Here is a 14,209-nt window from a genome sequence, read left to right as displayed (position 1 = left end):
AAAGGAATAGTCATGGCTCGTACAATAATGCTAATACCAATTGGTTCTGGTGTCGGTGTCACTTCGGTAAGTCTTGGAATGATTCGCGCGATGGAACGCCAAGGTGTTGCCGTTAATTTCTACAAACCAATCGCACAACCTCGTCAAGGTGACCTTGGAACAGAACGTTCTACGACAACACTACGTAACTCAAGTAATATTCTTCCCCCAGAACCTTTTGCAATGAAATATGCAGAAAACCTGATTTCATCTGGGCGCACTTCAGAATTACTTGAAAATATTGTAGAACGTTTTCGTGAAGGTACTAAAGATAGCGACGTTATTATCGTTGAAGGCTTAGTACCGACTGACAAGCATCAATTTGCTAATAACATCAACTACAGTATCGCTAAAGCACTCGGTGCAGAAATGGTATTTGTAACGCACCCAAGTAACGATACGTCACAACAATTGAAAGAGCGCATGGAAATTGCCGTTTCTTCATTTGGTGGTAAAGAAAACAAACGTATTGCAGGCTGTATTATCAATAAAGTAGGCGCGCCTATTGATGAAAATGATAAAACAGGCGTTGATATCACTGAAGTATTTGATATTCCAGAAGCAAGCATTAATAACAATCTTGAAGTGTTACAAATGTTTAGCAAAAGTCCACTGCCTATCTTAGGTTGTATTCCATGGAGCGCTGACTTAATTGCGCCTCGTGTTAAAGACTTAGCCGTTCATTTAGAAGCAAAAATCCTGAATAAAGGCGATCTAGAAAACCGTCGTCTACATTCAGTTACCTTCTGTGCCCGTTCAATTCCAAATATGGTTGAACATTTTAAAGCTGGCTCAATGTTAGTAACGTCTGGCGACCGTAGTGATGTTATTATCGCAACGTGTCTAGCCGTAATGAATGGCATGAAAATCGGCTGTTTACTACTAACAGGCGATTACATGCCTGAAGAAGAAGTATTAAAACTTTGTCGCAGTGCAATGGATTCAGGTTTACCTGTATTACTGATAAAAAGTAATACTTGGCAGACCGCACAACGCTTACAAAACTTTAATATGGAAATCCCAGTAGATGACCTTGAGCGTATTGAAAAAGTACAAGAATACATTGCGAGTCATATCGATAAGCATTGGTTAAACACATTAACGGAAGATTCTTCATTATCTCGTCGTTTATCGCCACCAGCATTCCGTTACCACTTAACTGAATTAGCACGTAAAGCAAACCAACGTATCGTGTTACCTGAAGGTGAAGAGCCACGTACGATTCAAGCTGCGGTTATTTGTGCACAACGTGGTATCGCAAAACCTGTATTACTAGGTAACCCTGAAGAAATTCATCGTATAGCAACACAACAAGGCATTATCGTCACTGATGAAGTCGAAATTGTTAACCCTATGGATGTGATTGAACAGTACGTAGCACCGATGGTTGAATTACGTAAAGGTAAAGGCCTAACAGAAGTGGTTGCGCGTGAGCAATTACAAGATCCTGTTGTATTAGGCACAATGATGTTAGCGGAAGGTGAAGTTGCTGGTCTAGTATCAGGTGCGGTACACACTACAGCCAATACTATTCGTCCTGCATTACAGTTGATTAAAACGGCACCAGGCGCAAGCTTAGTCTCTTCAATCTTCTTCATGCTGTTACCAGACCAAGTATTAGTTTACGGTGACTGTGCAATCAACCCAGACCCAACAGCAGACCAATTAGCAGATATCGCCATTCAATCAGCTGATTCTGCAATTGCCTTTGGTATTGACCCTAAAGTAGCGATGATCAGTTACTCGACAGGTACCTCAGGTGCAGGTTCTGACGTTGAGAAAGTACGTGAAGCAACTAAAATTGCGCAAGAGCGTCGTCCAGACTTATTGATTGATGGTCCATTACAATACGATGCGGCTGTTATGGAAAATGTTGCAAAAAGTAAAGCACCAGATTCTAAAGTAGCAGGTCAAGCAACAGTATTCATCTTCCCTGATTTGAATACCGGTAACACGACATACAAAGCAGTACAACGTAGTGCTAACTTGATCAGTATCGGTCCGATGCTACAAGGTATGCGTAAACCAGTGAATGACTTGTCACGTGGTGCATTGGTAGATGATATTGTTTACACCATCGCACTAACAGCAATTCAAGCAACACAAGCTAATGAAAAAGCGGCGTTAATCGAAGGTTAGTACTTTAACCCTTTGCTACGATTCGTACTAAGCATCTATAAGCCTACAATTATAAGCCCACAATGAATTCATATGAAATCATTGTGGGCTTTTTTAATTATGCTTCCCTCACCTTTATATGATAATTTTAATACTTATTTTTAAAATTATCTTAAACAACAGCGCTAAAACAACTACTTATTTCTATGGAGAGATGTAATGAAGTACCTTCTACTAACAGGGTTACTATTAATCACCAGTTTTACAGAAGCTAAACAAGCGACTAGCGACTTAGGTTACAGTATCGAAATTCCTGACAGCTGGTTGCCGTTAACCAGATCTGAAATTAAAGAGAACTCTGACTTATTTGATTTTAATAAAATAGGAGGTGTTTCACCTTTATTATTAGAAAGAGTCATGCCAATTATACGGTCAGGAAAAATGGATATTTACTTCATACCTGATAATACAGATAACATTACAGAAAATATTAGTGTTATAAAGCAAATAGGTAAAATACCTAATGCAGAAATCTGTGCAGCAGGAAAAGAAGAGTTAACGAATATCTTTCAACGTGAGATTACATTGCATGAGTGCAAACAAACTGAAGTAGCAGGCAGAAAGTCTTTTTATATTCAATTTTCAGGGATTTTAGAAGAGAATATAACGATGCAATATCACATTACTTTATCTGATAAAGTATTTCTAATATTTAATGCAACAGCAAAAATTGATAATAAGAAAAAAATAGAAAGTGCGCTTTACCAAGTAATTAACACGCTCAATATTAGATAACAGCTAAATGTGTAAAAGCTCGTTTAACAACCTAAAGAAGGAGCGACACTCGCTCCTTTTCTAAACAACTTAATAGCCCACAATTATTCACTCTGTAAAGCGACTAGCACACACTTTAAGCCTTTATCCAGTTCAACATTAGTAAACTCAACAGGCGGTTTAATAATATCGATGATCTTCGCTTGAGGGCAATGTTCTGCTAATGCATCAGTAATAAACTGGAAATCAAGATCAGGGCTATTCAAGCACAATAACGCTTGTCCACCTTCATTTAATAACTCAGGTAAACGACGCATAATCTTAGGATAATCACGCTTAATATTGACACTACCTTTTTGTAAAGACGGTGGATCGGCAATGATAATATCATAAGGCCCTAAGCGTTTTACTTTCCCCCAAGACTTAAACAAATCATGCCCTAGATATTTCACTTTATCTAAGTCATGGCCATTTAAACGATGATTATCACGCCCTACCGCTAACGCTGCCTTGCTCATATCTAAATTAACCACTTGTGTGGCCCCACCCGCAATCGCAGCAGCAGAGAAAGCACAAGTGTAAGAAAACAGGTTAAGCACACGTTTGCCTTCACTTTGCTCTTTCAGCCAACGACGACCATTTTTCATATCTAAGAAAATACCGTAGTTTTGGTTTTTACCGAGGCTAATCTTGTAAGATAGCCCATTTTCATTGGCAGCATAATCAGTCACTTCGTCACCAAACAAAACAAACGTAGGGGCAAGATCGCGACAACGAAACTGTACTTGAATGCTAGTCACCGCAAAGCCTCTTTTTGTCATTTCAGCTAACAAAAACTCACTTAAACTGGCTAACCATTGGTCACTTTCTTCTTTATATAAAATCACCAATACAACCGGTGATAACCAATCAATATTAAAATGTTGATATTCTGGATACTGAAAACCACGCCCATGAAACAAACGTGCCATTTCTTTTTCTTGCCCTGCTATTACTTCAGGGAAGTGCATTTTCTCTAATAGTGCTGTAAACATATTCTTTTCTTCTTGTATAACGGGAGTCACTAGCTAAACCAGTAAAGTTAATTAATTCGTTTCATTGTTATTCTTATCGGCACCAGCTGCAGCATTATTCTCTGCATCAGTCTTCTTTTCTGCATCATAGTCAGTTTTTGTATCGGTGCTCGTCTCTTTATTAGTATCAACTAGCTCGCTTGACTCAAGACATTCACCAGGCTCAATCGACTTCTCTGCACAGTTTTTCTCAAGCGCTTCAACTTCTTCATCAGAGCTTAATAAAATAGCGAACCAACGGCCATCTTCACTGCTTTCTAATGCAATTTTAAGGATCATCGTCAGTGGCACGGACAATAACATACCGACCATGCCTAATAACCAGCCCCAAAAGATTAATGATAAAAATACCACTAACGTCGATAACCCTAAACTGCGCCCCATGAACCTAGGTTCAACCACATTCCCCATGATCATATTCACACTAACAAATAAGCCAACAACAACAGACGCGTAACCCGCACCAAGTTGTAAAAACGTTAAAATAACGGCAGGTACTGCTGCAATAATAGAACCAATATTAGGAATATAATTTAACAAGAAAGCCAGTAATGCCCATAACACATAAAACTGTACGCCCATCCCCCACAATACAGTCCCGATGATAATCCCTGTTCCGAGACTAACCATGGTCTTAATCGCCATGTATCGATTTACCATGTTTAAAAAGTGGTCTAAACGTTTTTCAGTTTGTGTCGATTCATCAAACGCCATGTGTAGTTTTTTAGGAAATACTTTTCCCTCCGCCAACATAAATACCACGGTCAATAACAATAAAAAGATATTACCTAATACACTACTAAAGCCAGTTAAAGTGCTGGTGACTAAGTTCATTACTTTAGCAGGGTCAAGATAACCACTCACTTCATCCATAGAAATCGAAATATTATGACTTGCTAACCAATCAATTAACCAAGTAATTTGTTCAGATAACTGAGCTTCATAAGTAGGAATCGCTTTTCTAAAATCATTAACTGCAGCCCCCACTACGCCACCCAAAACAATAAATAAGGAGAAAATGGTCATGATCACAATGGTAATGGCTAGCCCTCTTGGAATTCTTTTTCTCTCGAGATAATTAATTGCAGGGTTACAGATAATCGCAACAAATAATGACAATAAAAAAGGAACAACAATCGGTGCAGCAACTTTAATACCCGCGAGTGAAATAACCAAAGCTGAAAAATATAAAGCAGTGCGTGCTGCAGTGGACGTATTAACCATGTTGCACTTTCCTTAATGAGATGAGGGGATTAATAATGCGATTGATTCGCAGTATAAAGGATACTAAGCGATTAATAAAAATTACTTAACTCATGATCTTAACTAACTGAAATATAAAAAATATTATAATACTAATATAAAATTAATCACTCTCTCCAACGCTTATTTACCACTAATCAACAACTTACTTTCCTCACTTCAAAAAAGGTGATTTTGATCACGTAAAAAACAATATGAACTCGAACAAAATAGTGATCTTGATCAATGTTAAAAACACTAACCTTCCTATAATCAAGTTGAAAGTTATTTACTAAGTCTGTTTTTAAATACACCGTTTTAATAAAGCACTTTTAAAATTTTTAAATTTATTAAACTTTGGAGAAATATATGACGGTAAGCAATGTCACTGAACTAAATGCAATGGTTGCTAAAGTGAAAGCAGCACAAAAAGAATTTGCAAACTACTCCCAGGAGCAAGTTGATAAAATATTTCGCGCCGCATCATTAGCCGCTTCTACAGCACGTATCGAATTGGCTAAAATGGCTGCGACTGAATCAGGCATGGGTATTATGGAAGATAAAGTGATTAAAAACCATTTTGCTTCTGAATTCATTTACAACAAATACAAAGATGAACTGACTTGTGGCGTTATCGAACGCAATGAAGAAGGCGGTACAATTACTATCGCAGAACCAGTGGGAATCGTATGTGCCATCGTACCAACCACTAACCCAACATCTACTGCTATTTTTAAAGCCTTAATCTGCCTTAAAACACGTAACGGCTGTATCTTCTCACCACACCCACGCGCTAAAAATGCAACAAACTATGCCGCTAAACTAGTACTAGAAGCAGCAGTTAAAGCAGGTGCACCTAAAGACATTATTGGCTGGATTGACCAACCTTCTGTTGAGCTTTCAAATGGCCTAATGAAACATGACGACATCAACCTTATCCTTGCAACGGGTGGTCCAGGCATGGTGAAAGCAGCTTACTCTTCAGGTAAACCAGCTATCGGTGTTGGTGCAGGTAACACCCCTGTTGTTATCGACGAAACAGCTGATATCAAACGTGCAGTCTCTTCAATCTTAATGTCTAAAACATTCGATAACGGCGTTATCTGTGCATCAGAGCAAGCAGCGATTGTTGTTGAATCAATTTACGACGAAGTAAAAGCACGTTTTGCAAAATATGGCGCAGCAGTATTAAGCCAAGCAGACGCAGACAAAGTACGTAAAGTGATGATCATCGATGGTGCACTTAATGCTAAAATCGTAGGTCAACCAGCTTACAAAATTGCCGCATTAGCCGGTGTTAAAGTACCAACGTCTACTAAAATCCTGATCGGTGAAGGCTTAGAAGCTTCTTGGGATGACGAATTCGCACATGAAAAACTATCTCCAACATTAGGTTTATTTAAAGCAAAAGACTTTGAAGATGCAGTACGCCAAGCAGGTATCGTATTAGACATAGGCGGTGTTGGCCATACATCAGTACTTTACACAGACCAAGATGCAAACGCTGAACGTATCGCTTACTTTGGCGACAAAATGAAAACAGCGCGTATTCTTATCAATACACCAGCATCTCACGGCGGTATCGGTGACCTTTACAACTTTGAGTTAGCACCTTCTTTAACGCTAGGTTGTGGTTCATGGGGTGGTAATGCTATCTCTGAAAACGTAGGTCCAAAACACCTTATCAATAAAAAAATTATTGCGAAGAGAGCTGAGAATATGTTGTGGCATAAACTACCAAAATCAATCTACTTCCGTCGCGGCTGCTTACCAGTTGCAATGACTGACCTTGAAGGCAAAAAACGTGCACTTATCGTGACAGACCGTTTCTTATTCAATAACGGTTACATCGATGATTTACGTAACATCTTAAAAGAAAAAGGCATGGAAGTTGAAGTGTTCCATGAAGTAGAAGCAGACCCAACATTAGCAGTCGTAAAAGCAGGTGCAGCAGCATGTTTAAGCTACCAACCTGACGTGATATTAGCAGTAGGTGGTGGTTCACCAATGGACGCAGCGAAAATCATGTGGGTAATGTACGAACATCCAGAAACTGATTTTGAAGACTTATCAATGCGCTTCATGGATATCCGTAAACGTATCTACAAATTCCCTAAAATGGGTTCAAAAGCAGAGTTAGTGTGTATCACAACAACATCGGGTACAGGTTCAGAAGTAACACCATTTGCCGTTGTTACAGATGAAAAAACAGGTCAAAAATACCCATTAGCAGATTACGAACTAACACCAAACATGGCGATTGTAGATGCTAACCTTGTAATGGATATGCCTAAATCTTTATGTGCATTCGGTGGTTACGACGCAGTCACTCACGCAATGGAAGCTTACGTGTCTGTATTAGCAAACGAATACTCTGACGGCCATGCATTACAAGCACTTAAAATGTTAAAAGAGTACTTACCAAGCTCTTACCAAAACGGCAAAAAAGATCCAATTGCCCGTGAGAAAGTACATAACGCAGCGACTATCGCTGGTATGTCATTTGCTAATGCATTCCTAGGTGTTTGTCACTCAATGGCGCACAAACTAGGTGCTGAATTCCATGTACCACACGGGTTAGCCAATGCGTTATTAATCTCGAATACTATTCGTTACAACGCAACAAACAACCCAACTAAACAAACTGCATTCTCACAGTACGATCGCCCTAAAGCACGTGCTCGTTATGCAGAAATAGCAGCGCACTTAGGCTTCACTACAGGTAACACTGAAGATAAACTAAACGCACTACTAAACTGGTTAGAAGAGTTAAAAGTGGAATTGGATATTCCATTATCAATCCAAGCGGCAGGCGTAAACGAAGCAGAGTTCATGGCAAAAGTGGATTCACTAGCAGAAGACGCATTTGATGACCAATGTACAGGTGCAAACCCACGTTACCCATTAATCGCAGAGCTTAAAGAAGTCTTAATCGCTTCTTACTACGGTACTGCTTACGCTGACGTAATGGATGTGCCAGAAGTTGAAGTTGCAGTAAAAGAAGAGAAAAAAGTAATTAAGAAAGTTAAAGAATTAGTTAAATAGCTCCCTTTAAAAGAATTAATTAACTAGCTCTCTTTAAAAAATGATTACCAAGCCTGCTTTATGCAGGCTTTTTTGTGCTTGTAATTTGGTAAATAAACGAAAAGACTAAAAAGGAAATTCACCACGAAGCGCTTCGCTACACAGAGGACACGAAGGGTTAAAGCTTAAACATGAGTAATTTTAAATAGGATTAAACCTTGTTGATTATTCATAGCTTCAATGTGGAATACGCTAAATAGACGACAAGCTTAAAAAGAATATTAACCACGAAGCGCTGCGCTACACAGAGAACAAGAAAGGTTATGTGTAGAGGTGTTTTTTAAATATGCTAAAAATCCTTACTTATCCAAAAAATATGGTTTTTAATACAATGAGAGATTATAAAAAGAAGGTGAAAATGTTCTTTTTTGGAGAAATCCTACAGCCTCACCCCCCTTAATAACAGGCACGTAGGTTGGCGTTGTTTTTGCCGTGTTTTTCTTTTTTCAAAAACGATGACAACCGTTATGCGTACGATTTAATAGCCTTGTTAGAGTTTATTTGCAAGGATCTCAAAAAAATCGTTATGTATGTTTTTAGCTTGTTTAAAAGCTAGCGAACCAGTTTGTCTTACATTATCTGGGTTTGGTGTTATTAATGCAGGAGATTTTGTGTTGGCAAATAAATGATCAACCGTTTCAAATAAGTAAGCTTGAAATGGGAAAAAATCACGATCCAAATTAATAACAATTAATTGATCAAATCCTCTATTTAACTTTGAAAGTGTCCTAGAACTATTAAATACCGAAGTTGACTTTACTTGAAAAAGAACTTGTGAATCTCCATTTTTAACTTTTATATCCCATGATTTTTCATTTGCCCGACCATACTCAACTATCGAATCTGCATACTTTTCTTCTAAATATTTCTTAGCGTAATATTCACCGATAGTACCTATAGATACAGAACCTTTCGGGAACTCGCTATTATTTTTATTTACCTGATTCCACAACGAGTTATAGCCCTGAACATACTTCTCTAACGATATTTCTATTTCACTCAAAATTCAATACCTTACTATATGTAAACACTAACGAGGCTGTAGAATTTCTCTATTTCAGGAAAAACACAGCTATTTTTAAAATTTAATAACCAATTAAAACAACATGTTATAAAGTCAAGTTTTGCTCTGAATTGTAAAAATCGAGTTATTCTACATTCTCAACGCCCAATTAAGGTGTGAAGTACGCATCCACAACACTAGATTTGAACACCTTAATCACAAAAAACTTCCCCAAACCCAAAGTGCCAATCGTGCTGAATCACTCTTAAATTGTTTGTTAGCAACGTTCTAATTGTTTGTAATATATTCATTTAATACAATAAATGAAGCTCTCTCAAGTAACTCGTCGTAAGTTATAATTTCAACATTTCTGGAATCTCTGCGGAATAGTTCGAGTGTTTTTCGCTTCATTTTTTTAATACCTGGTGGTTCAGTTGATTTATCAACTTGATCCCAGCTACCTACAATTAAAACGGCCTTTGAGTCATAGGCATTCTGATTTATCTCATTGTAATCATCTGTGTATAAGTCAGGTGTTGTTTCAACCTTTAGAGTGCCACTAGCCTTTTGCTCCAAGATCTGTGAGTAAGCCTCCATGAGTTCTTTTGACAATTTCCAACTTTGGGCTCTATTCTGCGCGCTATTGAACAGTGGTGTTGTCGGTAACTTAAGTTCAACAAACGTTGTGAATTTATTATTACCTATTAAGAAGTCAGCAATAACACCCTCACTACCTCCAGCATTAGTATCAGACGCATGGAACTCTTTTTGTAAAACACCTTGGTATCGATAGTCTAAACCATACCCAAATATCCATTGATTCACTGCGAAAAAGTGCTGCCACGCTGTCTCATTTTTTGTCTTTGGCTTACCAATATCCACTTTATACTGTGGTAAATAATCTGAATAGAGCAATTTCTTGAATATTTCGAGCTGTGATTTTCGATAACCAGTATTGACTAAGTCTTGAGTTGTAATCATACCTTGGGACAACAAGTCTCTAACTACATCTCCACCATCCGAGCCAGAAAGTAACGTCGTTATTTTCTGTTTAGTATCAGCATCTAGCACGTCCATTGCATCATCAGATAACTTAATGCGTCTCTCTGCTACACCTTTAAGATCTAATTCTTGAATGAAGCTCAAGAATGTTTTTAATTGCTGCATATTGAACTTTGATAGTTCAATTGTTTGTTTTTCCTGCCCATTAACTAGCTTACAAAGTTTAATGCCCTCGATGTCATCTTTGTCTTTAAGGTAAACAACTTTCATCATTGTCCGAGGAGCTAATTGAATATGAAATTCACTCTCATCGGAGAAAATAACTTGGAAAAACCTACCTTTTTCAAAAGTGTGGTTATATAGAGTATCTAATTTAGAATTTCTAATCACATCTTCTTCTGTAGGCTTAAAATCTGGAACATCAAACATCGATAACCTCTGATCTATCGTTCATGTTTCATTACTTCTAACTCTTTCTCTATGACAATGTTGAATTCTGAATCAACAATATTTAGTAGAAACTGAGAAAGCACTTTACATATATTTATTACTGTATCTGGATCAACCTCATTTGCATTTGGAGTTAATGGCCCGTGAGTAAATATATGCCTAATCGATGAAGCTAAATACTGTGGATTGCAAGGGTCTGAATTAAAATATCTGTCCAATTCTTTTTTATGCCTAGATTCGCATAATAAGTGCAATTTCTTAGATTAGATGGTCAGCTGTTATAGTTTGCCATTTTCTCGCCAAAGGAAATTGCTAATGAACTACAAACAGCTGACACAAGAAGAACGATATCAGATTTATGCGTTAATGAAAGCCAACCACAATCAAAAAAATATTGCTAACATACTAGGACGCTCAGCTTCCTCAATATCGAGAGAGATAAAGCGTAATAAAGGACTTAAAGGTTATCGCCCTAAACAAGCTCAACGTTTAATGCTACATCGACGTGTGACCGCGAGTAAATCAATAAAAATAACCAATGTAGTTAAAGGTTGGATTGAAGATTTGCTTTTTCAAGACTTAACACCCGAGCAAATAGCAGGCCGCCTAGCGTTGGAAGGGAAAATACAATTACATCACGAGAGTATCTATCGTTATATTTATCAAGATAAAGCTAACGGCGGTCATTTATATCAAAAGTTGACTCGAGCCTGTAAGAAATATAAAAAACGCTATGGAAGTTACGATAAACGAGGGCAATTAGTTAATCGCATTAGTATTGATGAACGACCAGATATAGTGGATAGCAAGAGCCGTATTGGTGATTGGGAGGGCGATACTGTTATTGGTAAAGGTCGTAAGAATGCCTTTGTAACTATGGTTGAGAGAAAGACGTTGTTCACCGTGGTAAAACGTATTGAAAGTAAACATGCTGATATCACCGCTGATGCGCTTATTGCCAGTATGATGCACCTTAAAGCCAGCGTTCACACTATTACGTTAGATAACGGTAAAGAATTTGCTCAACATGAACGAATAGGTAACGCATTAGATGTATCGGTTTATTTTGCTCATCCTTACTCTTCTTGGGAACGAGGAATAAATGAGAATACTAATGGTTTACTTAGGCGTTACTTCCCTAAAGGCACTGATTTCATGATGCTAAGTGAAGAGGAAATACAGACGGCTGTTAATAAGCTCAACCACCGTCCAAGAAAGACTCGAGGCTATAAAACGCCTTATGAATTATTTACAGGGCAGTCAACAAAACTGGTGGCTGCATAAACGATTGCACTTATTACTTGAATTCAAGATGCCTTTTGTTCACCCTATCGTAAATGAATTTATAAAATTTATCGCTTATATCAAGGCTTCGAATTTCTTTAATCACACCATCAGATGAATACTTCTTCATAAGAGTTTCAGTATTCGAAACGTTCAACCCGACCAAAGGCAAAGAACTCTCAAAAGCTGACCATGATAGGAGCACCTGACACAATGCTGAGTACCCATCTTTTGTTTTAGCTGCATAGTCATTTAGTTCGAGTGATTTAAATGATGCAGCAACACGGTATCTAGCTCCAAACCTGTTTATATCACCTTCTGACACCTTGAAGTCAAAACGACTATAGCCATGAGATTTAACAAAACCATCATAGTTACCCCATTGTAATGGATAATTTCCCATAAGATTAATCTCGACTATTTACTCTGAACACTAACCGCTTACATAAGCGGAAAATTACAGTTGGCTAAAATATTTGAGGAACGAAAATAGCCAACTGTAATTTTTCCATTTGATGTTCTTGTTATTTGCTTAGACCTCAAATAATTGTTGGGGACTTATTGATGACCAATTCATACTTTTTAGAGCTTTCAATGGTTTTAGAGATTTTAAACCTTTGAGAGGTTTTAAAGACTTAAGTCCTTTCAATGGTTTGAGTGCTTGTAATGGTTTCATTGGTCCCCCACTCGAACCTTGAGTAAATAATACAACTCCACCACGATGATCCCAGATATTACCATTTTCAAAAAAACCTAAATGAGCACCTGAAAATGAATAAATTGAATCACCATCGATGAATGCTATAGGGGCACCACCAAAGGTAAAAATGGTATCTCCATCATCACAATACGCATAAGGTTGACCTGATGAATCAAAAAAATCTAACGACATAACTTATCTCCGAGTGAGTAACGGCACATAACAGCGTAATTAAGTAGAATTATTCCATATTTCCGGTGAATAGACGGAACGCACTTATTTATTTAAATTTGATATTAGAATAGCAAGCTGAATAAAGTAATCAACAAGTTAAAAATAAAACTGAAACCTTGGTCATGTAGATAGACAGAATAATTCCGCATTTACGGCGGAAATACAGAATCACATGGATTATGTAAAAAATAGATTATAGTTTTGCCATGTTGAATAAAATAAGTAGTTAACATTGCCCATCATGGATGTGCCGCAAGAGTCGGTGCGTTATAAAAGTGATTTATTATTTGGATCAGAAAATGATCCGGTGTCAGTTTCTTTGGCTTTTCTAGGCTCTGGTTTCTTTTCCGGCAAAAGAAAGCCGTATCACCGACAGGGTGAAATCACCGATAATAAATATCAAGCTGACAGGATGAGCGCAGACGAGCCCAATTCAAAGCAAAACCATTCCAAGACCTCTTATCAGAGTTATAAGCCTGAATTCCCACGCAGAGCATGGGAACTAGAATCTAAGCATAAAACATTGCTCAATGTGGATGTACAGTCCCGCCGTTGAGTTTTCCCACATAATTAATCGCTTTTAGCAAAGCCAAACAGGATGTTTGGATTAGGCTCGTTTGGCACATGAATGTGCCGCAAGAGTCAGTGAGTGATAAAAGCGATTTATTATTTGGATCAGAAAACGATCCGGTGTCAGTTTATTTAGCTTTTCTAGGCTCTGGTTTCTTTTCCAGCAAAAGAAAGAGGTGTCGCCGACAGGGTGAAATCACCGATAATAAATATCAAGCTGACAGGATGAGCGCAGACGAGCCCAATTCAAAGCAAAACCATTCAAAGACCCCTTATCAGAGTTATAAGCCTGAATTCCCACGCAGAGCATGGGAACTAGAATATAAGCATAAAACATTGCTCAATGTGGATGGACAGTCCCGCCGTTAAGTTTTCCCAAATAATTAATTGCTTTTAGCAAAGCCAAACAGGATGTTTGGATTAGGCTCGTTTGGCACATGGATGTGCCGCAAGAGTCGGTGCGTTATAAAAGCGATTTATTATTTGGATCAGAAAACGATCCGGTGTCAGTTTCTTTGCCGCCTTTCTTTTCTGATAAAAGAAAGACGTGTCGCCGACAGGGCTACGGCTAGCGCATTTTAATCCCACTCTCCAACAGGGTTGAACGATATTTATCATCTAACCCTGCCATTTTCT

General features: G+C 38.0%; 12 protein-coding genes. 6 read left to right on the top strand and 6 right to left on the bottom strand.

Annotation, left to right across the window (positions count from 1 at the left end; all coding sequences use genetic code 11):
• Positions 1 to 12 precede the first annotated feature (12 nt).
• Both pta and Q0794_RS09005 read left to right on the top strand, forming a co-directional pair.
• Complete coding sequence (gene pta / locus Q0794_RS09010) at positions 13 to 2,178, top strand: phosphate acetyltransferase (RefSeq protein WP_298941389.1); 2,166 nt, start codon at positions 13 to 15, stop codon at positions 2,176 to 2,178.
• 198 nt (positions 2,179 to 2,376) lie between these two features.
• Positions 2,377 to 2,952: a hypothetical protein gene (locus Q0794_RS09005; RefSeq protein WP_298941388.1), complete on the top strand. Its 576-nt coding sequence runs from the start codon at positions 2,377 to 2,379 to the stop codon at positions 2,950 to 2,952.
• Positions 2,953 to 3,035: 83 nt separating this feature from the next.
• Here Q0794_RS09005 and Q0794_RS09000 read toward each other — a convergent pair whose 3' ends face one another.
• Both Q0794_RS09000 and Q0794_RS08995 read right to left on the bottom strand, forming a co-directional pair.
• A complete protein-coding gene (locus Q0794_RS09000) occupies positions 3,036 to 3,995 on the bottom strand; it encodes a class I SAM-dependent methyltransferase (protein WP_298941387.1) in 960 nt (319 codons plus the stop codon).
• A 21-nt stretch (positions 3,996 to 4,016) separates the two neighbouring features.
• Positions 4,017 to 5,228, bottom strand: a complete 1,212-nt coding sequence (locus Q0794_RS08995) for an AI-2E family transporter (protein WP_366522536.1) — start codon at positions 5,226 to 5,228, stop codon at positions 4,017 to 4,019.
• 387 nt (positions 5,229 to 5,615) lie between these two features.
• Between Q0794_RS08995 and adhE the strand changes: the two genes are divergently transcribed.
• Complete coding sequence (adhE, locus tag Q0794_RS08990; protein ID WP_298941386.1) at positions 5,616 to 8,291, top strand: bifunctional acetaldehyde-CoA/alcohol dehydrogenase; 2,676 nt, start codon at positions 5,616 to 5,618, stop codon at positions 8,289 to 8,291.
• Positions 8,292 to 8,820: 529 nt separating this feature from the next.
• On the opposite strand, the gene Q0794_RS08985 is transcribed toward adhE, so the two are convergent.
• The gene (locus Q0794_RS08985) at positions 8,821 to 9,333 is read right to left on the bottom strand and encodes a hypothetical protein (RefSeq protein WP_298941385.1); all 513 of its coding nucleotides are present in this window, start codon (positions 9,331 to 9,333) and stop codon (positions 8,821 to 8,823) included.
• 288 nt (positions 9,334 to 9,621) lie between these two features.
• Positions 9,622 to 10,764 carry a Shedu anti-phage system protein SduA domain-containing protein gene (locus tag Q0794_RS08980; protein WP_298941384.1) on the bottom strand — a complete coding sequence of 381 codons (1,143 nt, stop codon included), beginning with the start codon at positions 10,762 to 10,764 and terminating at the stop codon, positions 9,622 to 9,624.
• A gap of 336 nt (positions 10,765 to 11,100) precedes the next feature.
• Between Q0794_RS08980 and Q0794_RS08975 the strand changes: the two genes are divergently transcribed.
• Complete coding sequence (locus Q0794_RS08975; protein WP_298941383.1) at positions 11,101 to 12,069, top strand: IS30 family transposase; 969 nt, start codon at positions 11,101 to 11,103, stop codon at positions 12,067 to 12,069.
• A 13-nt stretch (positions 12,070 to 12,082) separates the two neighbouring features.
• Here the strand turns inward: Q0794_RS08975 and Q0794_RS08970 are convergent, their stop codons facing one another.
• Both Q0794_RS08970 and Q0794_RS08965 read right to left on the bottom strand, forming a co-directional pair.
• Positions 12,083 to 12,472 (bottom strand): hypothetical protein, encoded by a 390-nt coding sequence (locus Q0794_RS08970; protein WP_298941382.1) that lies wholly within the window; start codon positions 12,470 to 12,472, stop codon positions 12,083 to 12,085.
• Between the two features lie 129 nt (positions 12,473 to 12,601).
• The gene (locus Q0794_RS08965; protein WP_298941381.1) at positions 12,602 to 12,961 is read right to left on the bottom strand and encodes a 4-fold beta flower protein; all 360 of its coding nucleotides are present in this window, start codon (positions 12,959 to 12,961) and stop codon (positions 12,602 to 12,604) included.
• A 283-nt stretch (positions 12,962 to 13,244) separates the two neighbouring features.
• On the opposite strand from Q0794_RS08965, the gene Q0794_RS08960 reads away from it, so the two are divergent.
• A complete protein-coding gene (locus Q0794_RS08960) occupies positions 13,245 to 13,559 on the top strand; it encodes a hypothetical protein (protein WP_298941380.1) in 315 nt (104 codons plus the stop codon).
• 68 nt (positions 13,560 to 13,627) lie between these two features.
• Positions 13,628 to 13,942 carry a hypothetical protein gene (locus Q0794_RS08955; protein WP_298941379.1) on the top strand — a complete coding sequence of 105 codons (315 nt, stop codon included), beginning with the start codon at positions 13,628 to 13,630 and terminating at the stop codon, positions 13,940 to 13,942.
• The last annotated feature ends 267 nt before the right edge of the window (positions 13,943 to 14,209 follow it).

The sequence above is a fragment of the uncultured Psychromonas sp. genome, assembly GCF_947489755.1.
Classification (GTDB): Bacteria; Pseudomonadota; Gammaproteobacteria; order Enterobacterales; family Psychromonadaceae; genus Psychromonas.
This window is presented reverse-complemented; position numbering and strand designations above follow the sequence as displayed.

Coding starts and splice junctions, on each gene's coding strand:
- Q0794_RS08970 (WP_298941382.1), bottom strand. CDS start 12,472: ATGGGAAATTATCCATTACAATGGGGTAACTATGATGGTTTTGTTAAA.
- Q0794_RS08980 (WP_298941384.1), bottom strand. CDS start 10,764: ATGTTTGATGTTCCAGATTTTAAGCCTACAGAAGAAGATGTGATTAGA.
- Q0794_RS08975 (WP_298941383.1), top strand. CDS start 11,101: ATGAACTACAAACAGCTGACACAAGAAGAACGATATCAGATTTATGCG.
- Q0794_RS08995 (WP_366522536.1), bottom strand. CDS start 5,228: ATGGTTAATACGTCCACTGCAGCACGCACTGCTTTATATTTTTCAGCT.
- adhE (WP_298941386.1), top strand. CDS start 5,616: ATGACGGTAAGCAATGTCACTGAACTAAATGCAATGGTTGCTAAAGTG.
- pta (WP_298941389.1), top strand. CDS start 13: ATGGCTCGTACAATAATGCTAATACCAATTGGTTCTGGTGTCGGTGTC.
- Q0794_RS08955 (WP_298941379.1), top strand. CDS start 13,628: ATGAATGTGCCGCAAGAGTCAGTGAGTGATAAAAGCGATTTATTATTT.
- Q0794_RS09005 (WP_298941388.1), top strand. CDS start 2,377: ATGAAGTACCTTCTACTAACAGGGTTACTATTAATCACCAGTTTTACA.
- Q0794_RS08960 (WP_298941380.1), top strand. CDS start 13,245: ATGGATGTGCCGCAAGAGTCGGTGCGTTATAAAAGTGATTTATTATTT.
- Q0794_RS08965 (WP_298941381.1), bottom strand. CDS start 12,961: ATGTCGTTAGATTTTTTTGATTCATCAGGTCAACCTTATGCGTATTGT.